This is a genomic window from Myceligenerans halotolerans (assembly GCF_054782975.1).
Genome location: NZ_BAAGRL010000012.1, coordinates 186,395 through 203,576, shown reverse-complemented (window position 1 = coordinate 203,576; position 17,182 = coordinate 186,395). Strand labels below are relative to the sequence as shown.

The 17,182-nt window shown below is 71.2% G+C and carries 19 protein-coding genes; 7 read left to right on the top strand and 12 right to left on the bottom strand.

The window, feature by feature from the left end; genetic code table 11:
* Positions 1-34: 34 nt before the first annotated feature.
* The 5 genes from ACYVK5_RS10075 to ACYVK5_RS10055 all read right to left on the bottom strand — a co-directional run bounded on the left by ACYVK5_RS10075 (position 35) and on the right by ACYVK5_RS10055 (position 5,651).
* A complete protein-coding gene (locus tag ACYVK5_RS10075) occupies positions 35-1,921 on the bottom strand; it encodes a cytochrome b/b6 domain-containing protein (protein ID WP_460704415.1) in 1,887 nt (628 codons plus the stop codon).
* A 5-nt stretch (positions 1,922-1,926) separates the two neighbouring features.
* Positions 1,927-2,892, bottom strand: a complete 966-nt coding sequence (locus tag ACYVK5_RS10070) for an electron transfer flavoprotein subunit alpha/FixB family protein (RefSeq protein WP_460704413.1) — start codon at positions 2,890-2,892, stop codon at positions 1,927-1,929.
* An 11-nt stretch (positions 2,893-2,903) separates the two neighbouring features.
* Entirely contained in the window at positions 2,904-3,683 is a 780-nt protein-coding gene (locus tag ACYVK5_RS10065) for an electron transfer flavoprotein subunit beta/FixA family protein (RefSeq protein ID WP_460704411.1), read from the bottom strand.
* 42 nt (positions 3,684-3,725) lie between these two features.
* On the bottom strand, positions 3,726-4,892 hold the full coding sequence (locus ACYVK5_RS10060; RefSeq protein WP_460704409.1) for an acyl-CoA dehydrogenase family protein: 1,167 nt from the start codon (positions 4,890-4,892) through the stop codon (positions 3,726-3,728).
* Positions 4,893-5,249: 357 nt separating this feature from the next.
* On the bottom strand, positions 5,250-5,651 hold the full coding sequence (locus tag ACYVK5_RS10055; protein ID WP_460704407.1) for a winged helix-turn-helix transcriptional regulator: 402 nt from the start codon (positions 5,649-5,651) through the stop codon (positions 5,250-5,252).
* A 123-nt stretch (positions 5,652-5,774) separates the two neighbouring features.
* Here ACYVK5_RS10055 and ACYVK5_RS10050 point away from each other — a divergent pair, with 123 nt between their 5' ends.
* Positions 5,775-6,128 (top strand): DoxX family protein, encoded by a 354-nt coding sequence (locus ACYVK5_RS10050; protein ID WP_460704405.1) that lies wholly within the window; start codon positions 5,775-5,777, stop codon positions 6,126-6,128.
* Positions 6,129-6,184: 56 nt separating this feature from the next.
* Here the strand turns inward: ACYVK5_RS10050 and ACYVK5_RS10045 are convergent, their stop codons facing one another.
* The 4 genes from ACYVK5_RS10045 to ACYVK5_RS10030 form a co-directional block, all read right to left on the bottom strand.
* The gene (locus ACYVK5_RS10045; RefSeq protein WP_460704403.1) at positions 6,185-6,571 is read right to left on the bottom strand and encodes a VOC family protein; all 387 of its coding nucleotides are present in this window, start codon (positions 6,569-6,571) and stop codon (positions 6,185-6,187) included.
* Positions 6,568-7,416, bottom strand: a complete 849-nt coding sequence (locus tag ACYVK5_RS10040; RefSeq protein WP_460704401.1) for a helix-turn-helix domain-containing protein — start codon at positions 7,414-7,416, stop codon at positions 6,568-6,570. Before ACYVK5_RS10040 ends, ACYVK5_RS10045 begins: the two co-directional genes overlap by 4 nt.
* A 112-nt stretch (positions 7,417-7,528) precedes the next feature.
* Positions 7,529-8,479, bottom strand: a complete 951-nt coding sequence (locus ACYVK5_RS10035) for an alpha/beta hydrolase (protein ID WP_460704399.1) — start codon at positions 8,477-8,479, stop codon at positions 7,529-7,531.
* Between the two features lie 40 nt (positions 8,480-8,519).
* A complete protein-coding gene (locus tag ACYVK5_RS10030) occupies positions 8,520-9,458 on the bottom strand; it encodes an NADP-dependent oxidoreductase (protein WP_460704397.1) in 939 nt (312 codons plus the stop codon).
* 111 nt (positions 9,459-9,569) lie between these two features.
* Here ACYVK5_RS10030 and ACYVK5_RS10025 point away from each other — a divergent pair, with 111 nt between their 5' ends.
* The 4 genes from ACYVK5_RS10025 (at position 9,570) to ACYVK5_RS10010 (ending at position 12,341) form a co-directional block, all read left to right on the top strand.
* Positions 9,570-10,070: a MarR family winged helix-turn-helix transcriptional regulator gene (locus ACYVK5_RS10025; RefSeq protein WP_460704395.1), complete on the top strand. Its 501-nt coding sequence runs from the start codon at positions 9,570-9,572 to the stop codon at positions 10,068-10,070.
* A 132-nt stretch (positions 10,071-10,202) separates the two neighbouring features.
* The gene (locus ACYVK5_RS10020) at positions 10,203-11,390 is read left to right on the top strand and encodes a damage-control phosphatase ARMT1 family protein (protein ID WP_460704393.1); all 1,188 of its coding nucleotides are present in this window, start codon (positions 10,203-10,205) and stop codon (positions 11,388-11,390) included.
* Positions 11,391-11,488: 98 nt separating this feature from the next.
* Positions 11,489-11,809 (top strand): hypothetical protein, encoded by a 321-nt coding sequence (locus ACYVK5_RS10015; protein WP_460704391.1) that lies wholly within the window; start codon positions 11,489-11,491, stop codon positions 11,807-11,809.
* 208 nt (positions 11,810-12,017) lie between these two features.
* The gene (locus tag ACYVK5_RS10010) at positions 12,018-12,341 is read left to right on the top strand and encodes a hypothetical protein (RefSeq protein WP_460704389.1); all 324 of its coding nucleotides are present in this window, start codon (positions 12,018-12,020) and stop codon (positions 12,339-12,341) included.
* Positions 12,342-12,511: 170 nt separating this feature from the next.
* On the opposite strand, the gene ACYVK5_RS10005 is transcribed toward ACYVK5_RS10010, so the two are convergent.
* Positions 12,512-14,008 carry an FAD-dependent oxidoreductase gene (locus tag ACYVK5_RS10005; protein WP_460704387.1) on the bottom strand — a complete coding sequence of 499 codons (1,497 nt, stop codon included), beginning with the start codon at positions 14,006-14,008 and terminating at the stop codon, positions 12,512-12,514.
* A gap of 83 nt (positions 14,009-14,091) precedes the next feature.
* Here ACYVK5_RS10005 and ACYVK5_RS10000 point away from each other — a divergent pair, with 83 nt between their 5' ends.
* Positions 14,092-14,466: an ArsR/SmtB family transcription factor gene (locus ACYVK5_RS10000; RefSeq protein WP_460704385.1), complete on the top strand. Its 375-nt coding sequence runs from the start codon at positions 14,092-14,094 to the stop codon at positions 14,464-14,466.
* Here the strand turns inward: ACYVK5_RS10000 and ACYVK5_RS09995 are convergent.
* Both ACYVK5_RS09995 and ACYVK5_RS09990 read right to left on the bottom strand, forming a co-directional pair.
* Positions 14,363-14,869, bottom strand: a complete 507-nt coding sequence (locus ACYVK5_RS09995; protein WP_460704383.1) for a DNA glycosylase AlkZ-like family protein — start codon at positions 14,867-14,869, stop codon at positions 14,363-14,365. The genes ACYVK5_RS10000 and ACYVK5_RS09995 overlap by 104 nt on opposite strands.
* 26 nt (positions 14,870-14,895) lie before the next feature.
* Positions 14,896-15,630 carry an alpha/beta fold hydrolase gene (locus ACYVK5_RS09990; RefSeq protein WP_460704381.1) on the bottom strand — a complete coding sequence of 245 codons (735 nt, stop codon included), beginning with the start codon at positions 15,628-15,630 and terminating at the stop codon, positions 14,896-14,898.
* An 80-nt stretch (positions 15,631-15,710) separates the two neighbouring features.
* Here ACYVK5_RS09990 and ACYVK5_RS09985 point away from each other — a divergent pair, with 80 nt between their 5' ends.
* Positions 15,711-16,685, top strand: coding sequence for a helix-turn-helix transcriptional regulator (locus tag ACYVK5_RS09985; RefSeq protein ID WP_460704379.1), 975 nt, complete (start codon positions 15,711-15,713; stop codon positions 16,683-16,685).
* The last annotated feature ends 497 nt before the right edge of the window (positions 16,686-17,182 follow it).

Sequence of the window (17,182 nt, the reverse complement as noted above, 5' to 3'; positions counted from 1 at the left end):
CGGCTGAGCCGTCCCGGCCGTGGGACGGGACCGCTCAGCGGCTGCTGACCTTGCCGAAGACGGAAGCGATCGGCGCGATCACGAGCGGCCTCGCCGCGACGACCGCCGCGACCGCAACGACGAGACCTCCCGCGAACCAGGCGAAGCCCACCCAGCTGACCGTGTCGGAGGCCGCGAACATGTGGTTCAGGTTGCGCAGCGCCCCCGTGGCGAACACCAGGGTGACGTGCGCGATCACGAACAGCACGAAGAAGAGCATCGTCGGGAAGTGCAGCGCCCGGGCCACCGGCGCCGGGAAGAGCCTGTTCAGCCGTTCCGCGTTCTTGGGCCACCACTCGCTCATGCGCAATCCGGTGATCGCGGCCAGTGGGGCGGCGACGAACACCACCACGAAGTACATGAGTTGCTGCAGGCTGTTGTAGTTCACCCAGCCGTGCTCGGTGGGCCAGTTCAGCGTGAGGTACTGCAGCGCCGCCGATGCCGCGTTCGGGAACACCTCCCACGAGGTCGGCACGATCCGTACCCAGTGGCCGGACGCGAACAGGAGCACTACGAACACGACCCCGTTGGCCAGCCACAGCAGGTCGATGCCGGTGTGCAGCCACAGGTTGATGCTGATCTTCTTGCCGCCCCTCGCGGGGGTCCAGTAGGCGGGCGGGGTCTTCTGGTACCGCACCAGCAGGCCCGTGCGCACGATCAGCACCAGGAAGAAGAAGTTGAGGTAGTGCGCCCAGTTCGCCCAGACAGGGAAGCCGACCGGGGCGGAGTCGGGCAGCTCGTAGGACCCGGGGTAGCGCTCCAGGAACCCGGGCACGCCCGGAAGCGTGGTCACGCCGCGCGCGGCCAGCACGATGATCCCGGCCGCGGCGACGACGCCGACCAGCCACAACCCGAGGGGCCGCGCCCACCCGCCCAGGGTGCGCGAACCGATCCTGCGCGGCTCCCGCGCGGGCTCGGCGGGTGGCGCGGGCTCGGTCGGTCGTGCCGGCTCAGCGGGTCGTGCCATTTCGGTCGGTCGGGCAGGCGCGGTCGCGCCCGCCGATTCGGCCGGGGCCTCCGAGGCGGGTTCGACGACGGCAGGGGGACGGACGATCGGCGCGCTCCCGCCCTGGTCGGCGGGGGCGCTCGGCGCCGGGGTCGCCCGAAGCGACTCGGGCGCGGGTGACCCGTCGTCGGGTGACCCGCCGTCGGGCGACTCGGTGCGGGGCGACTCGGCCCCAGCGGGCGCGGCCGCGGCGCCGACAGGCGCGGCGGCGGCCTCGGCAGATGCAGCCTCGGCCGCGGGAGCCGCGGCGAGCCTTCGCTGGACCGTGACCGTCTCCGCCGGAGGCCAGGGCTCGCCACCGGCGACCCGTGGCAGGCCGCGACGCAGCACCACCTGCTCCGTGACGGTCTCGCCGGACGGTTCGGCCGCCCCGGGGGCGGCCGGAGTGTCCGCGGACGCCGGCACGGGCGCGGCCGGAATGTCTGCCGCGACGGGCGAGTCCGCGGTCGTGGCGGCCGCCCCCTCGCCCACGACTGCGGTCCCGCCCACCACGGCAGGCAGGCCCGCGGACGAGGTCACCACCGGGGCCGGGGAGCGGTCCACCCGCACGACGCCGGCCGGAGGCCAGGGCTCGCCACCGGGGACGCGTGGCAGGCCGCGACGGAGCGTGACCTCGGCGGCACCGGCCGGAGCTGGAGCGTGCGCAGCACCGGCCGCGGGCTCGGCAGCGCCAGCACGAGGAACGGGAGCCGCGGGGGTAGCGGGCGCCGCCGGGGCGGGACGATCCGCTGCAGCAGGCGCGGGCTCGGCCGCCTCCCGCACGGCGGTGCCGTCGGCTCCTGCCGAAGCCGCTGCCGCCGCGTCGGCCGGCGGCCAGGCCGGCCCGCCGGGACGACGGGGCAGTCCCTGACGAAGACCCTGGGAGAACGTCGCCACGGTGGTTACGCCTTCGCCTTCTCGATCTCCGCGATGAGTTGCGGCACGACGGTGAACACGTCGCCCACGACCCCGAAGTCGGCGATCTCGAAGATCGGGGCGTCCTCGTCCTTGTTGATCGCGACGATGGTCTTCGCGGTCTGCATCCCGGCCAGGTGCTGGATCGCCCCGGAGATCGCCAGGCCGATGTAGAGCTGCGGGGAGACCTGCACGCCCGTCTGGCCCACCTGGGCCGACGACGGCACGAACCCGGCGTCCACCGCGGCGCGCGACGCCCCGACCGCGGCACCGAGAGCGTCGGCGAGCTGCTCGACGAGCGCGAAGTCCTCCTTCGAGCCCAGCCCCCAGCCGCCCGAGACAACCTTCGCGGCTCCTCGCAGCTCTGGGCGCCCGGCGGTCTTCTCGGCGATCTCGACCGCACCGGTCGCGGCGGCGGGAACGCCGCTCGCCGCGACCTCCAGCGTGACCTCGGCCAGCGACCGCGCCTCGGCGCGCGCCTCGACGGCGCCCTGGCGCACCGTGACGACCGGGGCTCCGTGCGTCACCGCCGAGGTCACCGTGTAGGCCCCGCCGTAGGCGGAGCTGCGGGCGATGACGCCCTGGTCGTCACGGTCCACCCCGATCGCATCGACGACCAGGGCCGAGCGCGTGCGCACCGCGAAGCGGGCGGCGGCTTCCCGGCCGTCGACCGAGTGGGACGCCAGGACGGCGTCGGCCCGGGCCAGGGTCGCGGCGGCGACCAGGGCGTCGACCACGCCCACCTGACCGTCGGCCGACGCGGGGGCGCGCAGCACCGTGGCGGCCCCGAGCTCGGCGGCCGCCGTGGCGGCTGCCTCGTCGCCGAGCACGAGCGCGACCGGCGTCCCCACGGTCGAGGCCGCACCCAGCAGCGCGGCCGAGGACTTCGCCAAGCCACCGTCGGGGGTCGTGTCCAGCAGTACCAGGATCGAGTCAGCAGCGAGAGTCATCATCGTCCTCCTTCTCAGATCTGGTGGTTCTCGGCCAGGAAGGCCGCCAGCCGCACGCCGGCATTGCCGTCGTCGTCGGTGATCTTCACGCCCGCGCCTCGTGGAGGACGGGCGTCGACCGCGAGCATGATCGAGCGCGACGCGCTCAGGTCGTCCGCGTCGATGCCGAGGTCCGCGAGCGAGATCACCTCCAGCGGCTTCTTCTTCGCCGCCATGATCCCCTTGAAGCCCGGGAACCGGGGGTCGGGGAGCGCCTCGGTCACCGACACGACGGCCGGCAGCGGCGCGCTCAGGCCCACCGTCGCGTCGTCCGACGCACGCGTGCCGCTGACCTCGGCGTCCTCGATGGCTACCGCAGCGAGGTTCGTCAGGCTCGGGAGATTCAGGTGCTCGGCCACCATCGCCGGCAGCACCCCGCCCATGCCGTCGGTGGACTGGTTGCCGGCGATCACCAGGTCGTACCCGACCCGGCCGAGCGCCGCCGCGATCACCTCGGCCGTCAGCCCGAGGTCCGCGCCGACGAGTCCGTCGTCCGCGACGTGCGTGGCACTCGCCGCACCCATCGCGAGGCACTTGCGGATCGCCGCCGTCGACTCCTGGGGGGCGACGGACAGCGCGTGCACCTCGGTGCCCTCGTGCGCGTCGGCGTAGGCGAGCGCGACCTCCAGGGCACGCTCTCCGATCTCGTCGGCGACGAGACCGGCCGTGGCACGCTCGGTGAGCCCCGTCTCCAGGCTGAGCGTGCGCTCAGCATTGGTGTCGGGCACGACTTTCACCAGGACGACGATCCTCATGGGCGGACTCTGCTCTTTCCTCGGACGGCTGACGGGAGAAGGCTACTTGCGACCGGTGATGCTGCGGGCGACGATCTCGCGCATCACCTCGTTCGTGCCACCGTAGATGCGGTGCACACGGGCGTCGAGGAAGGCCCGCGCGATCGGGTACTCCAGGATGTAGCCGTACCCGCCGTGCAGCTGGACGCCCTGGTCGAGGATCTCCCACTCCCGTTCGGTGCACCAGAACTTCACCTTCGCGGCCTCGTCCGCGCTGAGCTTGCCCTGCCGGTAGAGGTTCATCGCGCGGTCGATGTAGGCCCACATGACGTCGACCGTGGTGGCCATCTCCGCCAGGCGGAACCGGGTGTTCTGGAAGTCGACGACCTGCTTGCCGAACGCCTCGCGGCTCGTCGTGTAGTCGAGCGTCCACTCCACCGCTGCCTCGCCCACCGCCGCGGCGACGGCACCGATCGAGAGGCGCTCCAGCGGCAGGTTCATCATGAGATGCACGAACCCGCGGCCCTCGACGCCTCCGATGAGGTTCTCGTCCGGCACGAAGACGTCGCTGAAGCTCATCTCGGCGGTGTCGTGGCCGGGGAAGCCCATCTTGTGCAGCTTCTTGCCGTGTTCGAACCCCTCCATGCCGTTCTCGAGGAGGACCAGGCTGAAGGCGTCCGGACGGTTGCCCTCGCCGGTCTTGACGAACGTGACGACGAGGTCCGCGGTCTTGCCGCTGGAGATGAACGTCTTGGCACCGTTGACGACGTAGCCGCCGTCCACCTTCTTGGCGGTCGTCCGCACGCCGCGCAGGTCGCTGCCCGCACCCGGCTCGGTCATCGCGAGCGCGCCGAGCACCTCGGCCGTGGCCATCTTCGGGAGCCACTTCGCCTTCTGGGCGTCGGTGCCGAAGTGGGCGAGGTAGGGCACCGCGAGGTCGTCCTGGATGCCCGCGGCCCCGGCCAGCGCCGAGCCGTGGCCGCAGCGGATGAGCTCCTCGTTCACCACGCTGCGGAAGCGGTAGTCCATCAGCATCCCGGCGCCGCCGAACTCCTCCGGCACCGAGAGCCCCACGATGCCGTGCTCCGCCGCCGCCTTCATCGTGGCGCGGTCGACCTCACCGTCGGCGTCCCACTGCTTCGCCTTCTCGGGGGTCACGTAGCGCTTGACGAACTCCTTCACCACCTCGCGGAACGCCTCGTGGTCCTCGTCGTAGATGTCACGCTGCATGGCTTCGCCTTTCGTTGAGCCGGGCGGCTGTGGTGCCCGGCGCATGGAGGGGAACTACCGCGTTCCGGCCAACCGGCCTCGACGGGACCCGGGGGCCCGCCCTCGACGTGGCGTGGGGGCGCGCCGCGACGACTGTCGTCGTATCGCCAGCTCGCATCGCGCGTCCCGTCCTGTCTCGTCGTCGAGAGTCTCGTGCGGTCGGCATCGCGCCGCCACCCGGTGCCCGCGAGTATGCCTGAGACGCAGTCTCAGATCAAGCATCACCTGCCGACGGAGGCCCGTCCGGCGGACGGTTCCGAGCCGACGCCTGGAACGGCGTCTCCCCAGCGTGGGGATCCTGGCCGACGGCCTCCGCCCCTACTCCGTTGCCTTCTCGATGAGGTCGTAGTGCTTGCGACCCCACTCGCCCAGAGGCTGCATTGCGGCGACCAGCTCGGCCCCGACCGCCGTCGGCGTGTACAGGATCTGCACGGGCATGGTGGGCACCACCTCGCGTGCGATGAACCCCTGCTGCTCCAGTTCGCGCAGGCGCCGGGTCAGGAGCCGGTCCGAGATGCCGCGGACGTAGCGGCGGTACTCGACGAACCGCCGCGCGCCCGCGACCCCGGCGTAGAGGATGGCTCCCGACCAGCGCCGCCCGGCGCGTTCGAGGGTGCGCTGGAAGATCACGCAGTCGTCCTCTTTCACGACGACACCGCGCGCCGCGCCCGGTGCGGCGCTCCGGGCGCGGGCAGCAGGGATGGCCGGATCGGAAGTCACTTACCCATAGTGAGTTACTAACCTGGCCCTTGGCAAGCTGCGACGGTTGCCGGACGATTCGTGAAGCGCTCGAACGGGCGCTGCTCTCGCCGGATACGCCCGGCCACTGTCCTCGGAGGACCCGTGTTCGTTGCCTTTGTCATTGTCTCCGCGCTCCTCGCCCTGGCCGCCGCGTTCAGCGGTTACAGCAAGCTGGCGCGCAACCCCCAGCTGATCGAGCAACTCACCACCAAGCTCGGCGTGCCCGAGCGGCTCATCCCGGTGCTCGGCACGCTGCTGGTCGCCGGCGCTGTCGGCACCGTCGCCGGGATCTGGTGGGCGCCGATCGGCATAGCCGCCACCGGATGCTTCGTCCTCTACTTCCTGGGCGCGGTCATCACCCACCTTCGTGCCAAGGACTGGCCGGGTCTCGGGCCGACCGGCGGCCTGATGCTGCTCTCCGCCGCGGCGCTGGTGCTGCGCGTGCTCTCCCTCTGAGACGAGGTAGTGGCCTGGTTGCCGGTGAATGCGACGACTCACAGGCGACTCGAGGATCAGCCCTCGCCGCGGTAGCTCCCGAAGCTCCACAGGTTGCCCTCCGGGTCGCGTACCACGCAGGACCGACCGCCGTAGTCCTGGTCGGCGGGCTCCCTGAGGCGGGACCCGCCGGCGGCGAGGGCGGTCTCGTAGACTCCGTCGACGTCGTCGGTCACCGCGTAGGCCGAGCCCGTCCCGGGCTGGTCGGGCCATCCGGGGCTCGGACGGTGCGTGCCGAGCATGACGCCACCGCCGTCCGGCCAGTCCAGCTCGGCGTGGTGCACCACGGCGGGGTCGGCGTCGTCCCGGTAGACGGCGCGCTCGGTGAAGCCGACGGCCTTCAGCCAGGCCATCCCCGCGTCGGCGTCCTGGTACTTCAGGGTCACCCACAGTCCGGTGCTCATGTCGTTCCTCCTCGGTCGGGTGTCTCCCACGATGCCCCGGCCGGGTCGGCCACGTCTTGAACGAACGGGAGCTCTTCGCGCATCCAGGTGGTCGGGGTGCACCCGCCCAGGGCCACCCATTCCCGGGTCATGTGGGCGTGATCGGCGTACCCGGCCGACGCTGCGACGTCTGCCAGGCCGACGCGTCCCGACCGGGCGGCCACCACGAGCACGCGGCGCGAGCGGGCGAGGCGGGCAACGCGACGCAGGTCCCGAGGTGTGAGCCCGCACTCGGCACGGACCAGGTCCTGCAGGTGGCGGCGGCTCCAGCCCTGCTCGGCCGCGACCTCGCGCACCTGACCGCCGCCCGCGATGCGGGCCAGCGCCCGCCCGACGTCGGCCCGCGGTCGCGGCTCCCCGGCACGGGCGAGCCGTTCGACCAGGGCGCGTGTGACCGTCGTGGCGTCGGGGGACGCTGCCAGCATCTCGGGCAGGTGTGCGAGGTGCGGGGCGACCTCGGGCAGGCTCACCAGCTCGCCGGCCAGCTCGCTCGCGGGCACCCCGAGCAGCGCCCGCGCACCGCGCAGCGTGAGGGACACGCTGACGCCGCGCTGCCAACCGCCGTGGTGGATCGCGGCGGGCCGCGTGTGCAGCCCGGACACGCACGACCAGGCGCGACGGCGGGAGCCGTCCTCCCCGGCCCACGAGACCTCGATCGGCTCGCCGAGCGGCAGCTCGAACGTCAGCCCGGTGCCGGGCATGCCGCGGTGCACGCCCGGAGCTCCCATGTCGAGGTCGTACGGCACGACGGCGGTGACATAGGGAGCGAGGACCTCCGGGACGCCGGAAACCGGGACGCGAGTCACCTCTCCACGGTAGCCGTCGCCTTCGAGACACGGCCGGGCGCGGCGGGCCGCCCACCGATACCCGACGTGGTGCCGGGGAACGCGCTCGCAGTCACGAGCGCGTTCCCCGGGTTCAGAGCGATTTCAGCACGCGAATGCGGTCGGCGATGGCACGGCGGGCCACGTCCGAGTCGGGGGCGATGGAGTCGAACTCGTGGGGGACGCCCGGGCGCAGGTGGAACTCCACCTCGACGCCGGCGCGGCTGAGTTTCGTGGCGTAGGCGGTGTCCTCGTCGCGGAACACGTCGAGCTGACCGACCTCGATGTACGCCGGCGGCAGGTCCACCGCATCCTCCAGACGGGCTGGGGCTGCGGTGGCGGGCACGTGGTCTCCCCCGGCGGCCTCGCCGAGCAGCGCCGGCCAGGCGGTGCGACTGTCGTCGTAGGACCAGATCAGGAACGGCTCGATCAGCGGGTCGGGCGTGGCGGTGCGATCGTCCAGCATGGGCATGAGCAGGATCTGACGCGCGATCTTCGGACCGCCACGCTCGCGCGTGAGAATCGCCAGTGCGGCTGCCATGCCGCCGCCCGCGCTGTCGCCCATCACACCGATGCGCTCGGGGTCGACGTCGAGTTCCGCTGCGTGGTCGTGAAGCCAGCGCAGTGCGGCGTACGCGTCCTCGAGAGGCGTCGGATATGGGTGCTCGGGAGCGCGACGGTACTCGACCGACAGCATCGACACGCCACTCGCCGATGCGTACCGGGAGACCGGTCCGTCGAACTGGTCGATGTGACCGAAGATGTAGCCACCGCCGTGGAAGAACAGTGTGGCTGGACCCGCCGGCGCGCCGGACTTCACGTACCAGCGCGCCGTGATCGTCGCGCCGTCGTCCGTGAGGATCTCGACGTCGCGGGTTGTCACATCGGCCGGTGTCGGCAGCACGGTGCCCGCGGCGGCGAGGATGGGCTCCCACATGGCACGGCGCCCGGCAATGTCACCGACCGCAGGTGGGGTGGTTGCCGCCATGGCCTCGCCCATCGGGGCGAGGGCCGAGGCGACCTCAGGATCGAGAGTGAAAGACATGTCGCACTTCTTCTCTTGGGAAGGGGCGGGTGGAGAGGGATCAGTGGGCGTCGGGGACGGCCACGACCTTGCCGCGCAGCTCGCCGGCGGCTGACTGTGCGTGGATCGCGGGCAGCTCACTGAGCGACACCCGCCGCGCCACATCGACGCGAAGATCGCCGCTGTCGACCAGGGCGACCAGCCGGGCCAGCTCTTCGACGTCGGCGCGGACGAAGATTCCGGCGGCCCGCACCCCGCGCTCGTCGTCACTGGGCGTGGGCATCCACGCGGTCGTCGAGGCCACGACGCCGCCGTCACGGACCAGCGTGACGAGAGTCGTGAACTCGTCGGGGCTGATCGGCGCCAGGTTGAGCAGGACGTCGACGGGTTCGCTCACCGACCCGAGGACGGTGGAGGCCGTGTGGTCGATGACCTCGTCAGCGCCAGCACCAACCACCGCGTCGCGGCTGCGGGGGCTCGCGGTCGCGATGACGTGGGCACCTGCTCGCTTGGCGAGCTGGACCGCATGCCCGCCCACCGCTCCGCCGGCGCCGGTGATCAGCACTCGCTGACCGCTCTTGAGCCCGGCCTCGTCGAAGAGCGCCTGCCAGGCGGTGAGCGCGACGGAGGGCAGTGCGGCGGCGTCGGCGAGGTCGATGCTGGTCGGGGCCTTGACGAGGGCGTCGGCGGGGGCGACCACGTACTCCGCCGCGGAGCCGTTCTCCGTCATCGGGAGGAAGCCGACGACCGCGTCGCCGACCTGGAGGCCGCTCACGCCGTCGCCGATCGCGTCGACCGTGCCGGAGACGTCGTAGCCGGGCACGTGCGGCAGCGTCACCGGGATCGGCAGGAGGCCGCCTCGAATGCCGTTGTCGGCCGGGTTGAACGCGGAGCCGGCCACACGGATGAGCACCTGGCCCTCCCCGGCGACGGGCCGGTCCGTGTCCTCGTAGCGCAGGACCTCGGGGGAGCCGATCTCGTGGAATCGAATGGTCTTCATGATGGCCTTCTCTCCGTTGGTGCTTCGGATTCGAAGCAACTGTGGAGACCGTATCACTGCTTCGAGTTCGTAGCAAGCACTTCGAGTTCGCAGCAACGTAGACTTGACGGCATGGCCGACACTTCTCGTTCCTTCGACGCCACCGAACTCGGCGCCTACTTCGCGCTCATCGAGGTCAGCAGCCTCTTGCGGCACACGGTCGAGCAGCAGCTGCGGGAGGCCGGCGATCTGAGCTACGTGCAGTTCCAGCTCCTGGCCCGGCTGGGCAACGCGCCTGACGGGAGTCACCGCATGACCGACCTCGCCGACGGCGTCGTCTACAGCCGCAGCGGCCTCACCTATCAGGCCCAGTCGCTCGAGCAGCGCGGGCTGGTCACTCGCGCACCGTCCCCCGACGATGAACGCAGCACCACGGTCACGATCACCGAGCAGGGAAGGGACACCCTCGCGAAGGTCTTCCCCGGCCATATCGCCGTACTCGATGAGCTGCTGTTCGAACCCCTGGCGCGGAAGGACGTCGAGGCCATGGCCGACGTGCTGGGCAGGGTCCGCGACCACATGCGCTCGGCACCGCCGCGCTCCGCGGCACCGCGCCGACGCAGGACGAGCTGACCTTCGTGGCCTTCGACACCGACGGCGGCGTGACCTCCAGAAACCGGAAGCGGAGATCGGGCAAGCCAGCATGGACGGTGAACGCCGACAGATGGTGTCTCGCCGGTTGACCGATCCGAGAGGATGCGCTTGATGACCGAGACCAACCGCCCGCCGACGGCGCTGCAGGATCTGGCGCCGATCCTGTCGAACGCGCCCGGTTCGTTCGCCGAGGGTGTCCTGCTACGCCGGCATCCCGACATCGTGGCGACCGTGCGGCGCCTTGTCCCGTACCCGCGCGCCGTTCAGGAAGCGCTCGACGCTCTGCTGTCCACGATCGACGGCGCGATTCCCGAGCTTCCGGAGGGCGCACACGACGGGTCGTTCTGGCGGAAGTCCGACGCCGGCTACGTCGGGCACCGGTGGGTCGACGTGCCGTTCCTGTGGGCCGAGTCCTCCTTCTACCGGCTGCTGCTGGAAGCCACGGGCTACTTCGGCGACGGGCCATGGCGTGGAGTGGACCCGTTCGCCCCGCAGAAGCTGGCCGAGCTCGAGTCACCCGACCTGGCCCGCGACCTGGCAGTCCTCGACGACCTGGTCACCGCGCCCCCGGCCGAAGGACTCGCAGCAGCCCTGTCCGCGTCGTTGTGGGGCAACCGGGCAGACCTCGGGTTCCGCCTGTCAGACCCGTCATCGACCGACCGCGACCGGGTCGACGACCTGATCGCCGACGACTCGGCGACGCTGTGGCGGCTCCTGGACACCGAGCAGGGCAGCGTGCATCTGGTCGCCGACAACGCCGGCCGGGAACTGACCGCCGACCTCGTCCTGATCGACCGCCTCCTGGAGACCGGGCGCGCGACGAACGTGGTGCTGCATCTCAAGCCCCATCCGTACTACGTCTCGGACGCCACCACGACGGATCTCCTTGCCGTGCTGCGACACCTGGCCGCGACACCGGGCGCAGCGGTGGGGATCGCGGACCGGCTCCACCACGCGCTCGCGACCGACCGGCTCCAGGTCCACGCGCACGACTTCTGGTGCACGCCGGGGACCTTCCACCAGCTCCCGGAGGACCTGATCGACGAGCTCTCGGCCGCCGTGGTGGTGATCGTCAAGGGCGACCTGAACTACCGCCGCCTCGTCGGTGACGCCCACTGGGACCCCACCACACCGTTCACCGACGCCACCGCCTACTTCCCGGCTCCGGTCGCGGCCCTGCGCACCCTGAAGTCCGACGTCGCCGTCGGGGTCACGCCCGAGCGGCTCGAACGTCTCAACGCCACGGCACCCGGCTGGCGCACCGACGGCACCCACGCCGTCGTCCACGTCAGAACCTAGAACCTCGGGGCGAAACCACATGCTCCGCCGCCTTCTGGGCAGTTCCCGAACGCCGGCGGAAGGAAGTCCTCAGCTTGGCGTCGTGCCATGATGCGGCCGTGAGCACCGATGCAGTCGAGGACACCGCCGTCGAGGCGGCGCCCGTCATGCAGCCGAGGTTCGACCGCAAGGACGTGTCCGACGAGATCGCGCACCTGGTCTGCTGCCGTGACGCCTCGTGGGAGCAGACGTTCTGCGGAGAGCCGGGTGACTACGTGAACCTCGCCGCGACCGTCGTGTGCACCATGTGCGTCGAAACCGTCGAGAAGATGCTGCCCGGCGCGCTCGTGGAGTCACCACGCCGATGCCCCGTAGACAGTCAGCCGTGCCCGGACGTGGAAACCCTCGACGAGGTACTTCGCCGCCACACGCACGACTGACCCCGTCGGTCGCGACTCGGCGCAGGACCTCCGGTCCGAGACCGCGATCCAAGCAATGGCCTCGGCATGCTCGACCGACGCCATCCGCTTGCCGTCTCGCCTCATGGTGGCGCACTCGCGGTGTACTGCCGGGTCGTATTCGGCGTTGATCGCTTCACGGCCGGTGGATACTGTTCCCGGCTCGCAGCACGAGGAAGCCGGTCGGAACATGCTGCTCGCGATGGGGCATGACGAACCCCTGGCGCGTTTTGCCGCGACTCACGGCGCCTGGGATGTTCCCGACCGCCAACTGGAGGACCTGCTCGTCACGCTCGCCGACAAAGTGTGGAAGGGCAAGCGCATCAGCGACCTGGAAGAACGCATCGCCGACCTGATCGCCGCTCTCACGGCAACGGACCGGTGGGAGGCATTCCTGACCGTCGACGAACTCTGCGAGGAGTTGGCGGCAGGCGCCGACGAGCGGCTGGCGCTCCACAGCGCAGCGCCTGTTGGTGTCGGCCCGAACGGGCCACTCGCACCACTGAAGGACTGAGTACTCCCAGCCTCCGGCGGCCGCACGCTCGAAGCTCGGCGGTCAGCGTAGGCACCGCCACCGGACGAGCCGGCCCCGCGGGCCCCGGTGTCGACCGGGACGCCGCGAGGCCGCTGCGTCTGCGTGCGCGAGTCCGGCGCGCGGGATCTCGCCGTGGGGAATGGTTCCGTTCAGGGAACCGGGTCGCCCGACCGGCCGTGCAGCACGCCGGTGGCGAACCCGGTTTTCGCTCCGGCACCGACCGGCTCCGGCGCCGCCTCCTGGGTGGACCGGCCCACCGGCACCGTGCGGGAGGCGATGGCATCCGTACCCGCGGGTGCGCCGACACCCAGCTGCACCAGTTCCGGACCGGGGGCGGTGCCGCAGCATCCTCCCGCGCTGCCGGTCCCGCCGTCCGCGGCCAGGGCCTGGTCCGAGGAGCAGACGCCGGTCTCGGGCAGTGCCAGCTCGACCGCGTCCGCGGCCGAACGGTCCCCGGCGAGGGCCGCGGCGATCGAGCGAACCTGCTCGTACCCGGTGGCCAGCAGGAACGTCGGTGCACGCCCGTAGGACTTCATCCCGGCCAGGTAGAAGCCCTCCTCCGGCTGGGCGAGCACGGACTCCCCGTGCGGGGGCACGGTCCCGCACGAGTGCAGGTTCGGGTCGATCAGCGGGGCCAGCTCCGCCGGCGCCTGCACGACGGGGTCCAGGTCCAGGCGGATCTCGCCCAGCATGTCCAGGTCGGGCCGGAAGCCGGTGGCATTCACGATCGCGGCGACCGCCAGGTCCAGCGCCCCGTCGGAACCGTCGCGTCGCCCGGTACCCGCCACGCGCACGACCTCGCCGTCGGGCACCAGCCGGTCGATGACCACCCGGGTGACCAGTTCCAGCCGGCCTGCCTCGACCGCCGCGCGCAGCCGGCTGCCCAGCAGTCCCCGGGCGGGCAGTTCGTCGGCCTCGCCGCCGCCGTACAGGCGGCGCGCCGTGGCCCCCCGGATCGCCCAGGTGATCCGCGTGCCCGGCTCGGCCTCGGCGAGTTCGACCAGGGACAGCAGCGTGTTGGCCGCCGAGTGCCCCATCCCCACCACCAGCGTGTGCCGTCCGGCGAACCGTGCCCGGTCCCGCCCGAGCACGTCCGGGAGCGGCCCGGTCAGGTACCCGGCCGCCTCGGCCTCGCCGACCGCGGGCAGACCGGCCGCTCCGACCGGGTTCGGCTGCCCGAACGTGCCCGACGCGTCGATGACCGCGCGAGCCAGCACGTCGGCCACCGTTCCGTCCGCCCCGACGGTGCGGACCAGGAACGGACGCTCCTCACGGCCCACCGACCGCGTACGGTCCGCGCCCTGCCGGGCCACGGCGACCACCCGGGCGCCGTACCGGATCCGCTCGGCCAGCGGCGTCCGGGTGGACAGCGGCGCCAGGTACTCGCTCACCAGGTCGGCGCCGGTAGGCAGTGCGTCGAGGTCAGGAGCCCTCCATCCCGTCGGAGCCAGCAGCCGGGTGGCTGCCTGGTCGACGTCGTACCGCCACGGGGAGAACAACCGCACGTGACCCCAGCTCGCCACCGCCGCGCCCGCGCTCGGACCGGCCTCCAGGACCAGCGGTTCCAGACCGCGCTCCAGCAGGTGCGCGGCCGCGGCAAGGCCCACCGGGCCTCCGCCGACCACCACCACAGGCAGAGTCGTCATACCGTCCTCCTCAGATCGACATACTTCGATGCGATGACGCCGACAACATATCCACAAACTTCGATCCGTGGCAAGATGGGCACATGACCACGGCGCTCGAGCTCACCCCGACGACGTCGACGCCCTCCGGCGCCTGCTGCGCGCCCATGGTCCGTGAGGCCATCGAGGCCGAACCGGCCCGAGAGCTCGCCCGCGTCTTCAAGGCCCTGAGCGACCCCACCCGAGTGCAGCTCGTGTCGATCATCGCCGCCCACGACGGCGGTGAGGCGTGCGTGTGCGACCTGACCGAGCCGGTCGGGCTGTCCCAGCCCACCGTCAGCCACCACCTCAAGATCCTGGTCGACGCCGGATTCCTCACCCGCACCCAGCGCGGCAAGTGGGCCTACTACGGCATCGTCCCCGGCTCCCTCGACCGGATCGCCGAGTCCCTGACCACGGCCGCCCCGCTGCGGGGCTGAGTGCGGGCGGGCCGGAGCACCCGCTACCGCCGGCCCCCCATGGGGCGCGACAGCGCTGACGTATTCCCGTGTCGACGACGTCGTCGGACTCGCCGTGCCGTCCGAGAATCCGAGGGGCGAGCAGTTGCAGGACCCAGCGGGCGTCGTCGCTGGGGATGGTGTGCAGGGTGCCCCGCATGCACCAGTTGCGGACGATGCTCCGCTCGTCCTCGTACGCCGTGCGGATGGCCTGGGCGGTGATGTCCCGGCCGCGTACCCGGATACCCAGGTCGGCGGCCGTGGCGTCTTGGGCCTGGATGGCGAAGACCCGTCGGACGACCGCCTCTGCAGAGACCTCCCATGCTCCGCCAGCCAGGGCCTGAGCGTGGGCCCGCAGCCTGCGGGCGCTTTCGTGGTCAAGCATCGGGCTGTGCCCCTCATCCAGCGCGGTCAGGAAACGGTCTTGTCGAAGATGCCAGCGAGTTCAGCGGGCGCGGACAGCATCGGCCAGTGCCCGGTGGGCAGGTCGAAGCGCCGCCATGGCGGCTGGTTCAGGAAGGCCAGCATCGGCACCCCGGAATCCAGCAGCCCCATGAAGTCACGGCAGGCGACCAGGACACGGTCCACATCGGAACCGAGTTCCGCCGGGCCGGCGAGACGCTGGGTGAAGGTGCCGAACGGCTGAGGGGTGGCACGCGTGCGCAGAACGTTCTGCCGGCCCTCATCGAGCCCGTCGAGGCTGCTGGACAAGCCCAGGACCTCAAACGGCGGCATCGGTAGCCGCCACCCGTCGCCGGAAGCGTCGACCTGCTGGCGCAGCTGGTCCGCTGCCTGCGGTGGCATGAGGTCGAGCATGCACATGCCTGCGGTGAACGGTGCACTGTCCACGTAGACCACGCGCTCCAGCCGGTCGCCGAGACGTCCGGCTGCCCCGGTTACAGGGGCAGCCGCATAGCTGTGGGCGACCAGCGTGACGTCACGCAGATCGTGCTCTTCGACGAATCCCGTGATGTCCGCGATGTGCGTGTCCAGATCTGTCTGAGGGCCGCCCTGATCGGCGTGCTCGGCCAGGCCAGTCAGTGGCAGCGGCAGCGCCGTGTGACCGCGCTCCTGCAAAGCTCGGGCGGTGTCTTCCCAGGCCCATGCCCCGAGCCAGGCGCCGGGAACGAGTACGAAGGTAGCCATGTGATCTCCCTGAAGTGAGGTGCTGCCGGGAGCGTATAGTCGATACAGGACAGAATCCGCCCTGAAATGCCGAGTGATCCATGTCACATCCCCTCACCCGTGTGCTGACCCTGCTGGAACTCCTCCAGTCACACGCCCAGCTCACCGGGACGGAGCTGGCCGACCGGCTGGACACCGACGTGCGCACGGTGCGCCGGTACACCGCGCACCTGCGGGAACTGGGCATCCCCGTGGAGGCCGAACGTGGCCGCTACGGTGGCTACCGGCTGGCCCGCGGCTACCGCATGCCCCCTCTGGTCCTCACCAATGACGAGGCTCTCGCCGTCGTTCTTGGTCTGCTCGCGGCAGAACGTCTGGGCATGGGCACCGCCGCGCCGGCCAGTGCCGGTGCCTTGGCCAAGATCGAGCGGGTGCTTCCGCACGCCCTGCGCGAGCCGCTCGCCGCCATGCAGGAGACCCTGTCGTTCACCGCCAACGCCGTGATCGGTCAGGCACCCGGAACCGGCGTCCTGCTGGCCCTGGCCCAGGCATCCCGCGCCCGCGCGACCGTCGGTATCAGCCACAAGTCCTGGCGCCATGAACACACCGAACGCGACATCGACCCCTACGGCGTGGTCTTCCACACCGGCCGCTGGTACGTCGTCGGCCACGATCATCTCCGCGACAGCCTGCGGACCTTCCGCATCGACCGCATCGCCTCCGTCACTACCCGAGCCGACAGCTTCACCGCACCCGACGGTTTCGACCCCGTCGCCCACCTGACCTCGACCCTGGCTCAGGGGCCATACCGTTGGCAGGTCGAGGTGACGATCCATGGCCCCCTCGATGAGATCGCCCGCCGGCTGCCGCGCTCAGCGGTGACCCTCACCGCCCAGCCCACCTGCGTTCTCATGCACGCACGGGCAGAACGGCTGGACGGTATGGCCCACCTGCTCGCCTCCCTGGAATGGCCCTTCACCATCCACCATCCCGACGAACTACGAGAAGCGCTCAAGAATCTGGCCGCCCAGCTCGCCGAATCCGCAGAACGAGCACCGGGAGAAACACTGCAGTGATGGCAGCCGGCCGCCATCGGGAAAGAGTCTTGTCCGCCGCAGATCATGAGGGAGCCGTTGACACTGCAGCGATCCGGTCGGCATAGGTGCGGTACGCCTTGCGCCCGGCCGGAGTGGAGCCACCGTCGGCGGGTGCGGCGCACTGCTTCAGCGGCTTGGTGGAGCGCGAGGGGGGCGCTGACGCGCACCGAGTAGCCCTGCCTGCGACGGATCCTCCCGCCACGGCGCAGCGCTTCCCTCCGGAACGAAGAAGGTCGCTGACCTGGCGCGATGCCAGATGCAGCGACCCTCAACCGGTGGAGCTAGGGGGATTCGAACCCCCGACCTCTTCAGGCTGGGTCGAATCTCCTCGCCTTCCGGCGGGATCACGGCATGTTGGTGCGATGGCGCTGATGAGAGCAGCGAAAGCGCGGAATGCTGCGGATTCCTGGCTCTCACGAGCTATCTTCGCGTAGCGGGCGTTGGCCGTCAATTGTTGGCGTCACCGGTTGACGGCC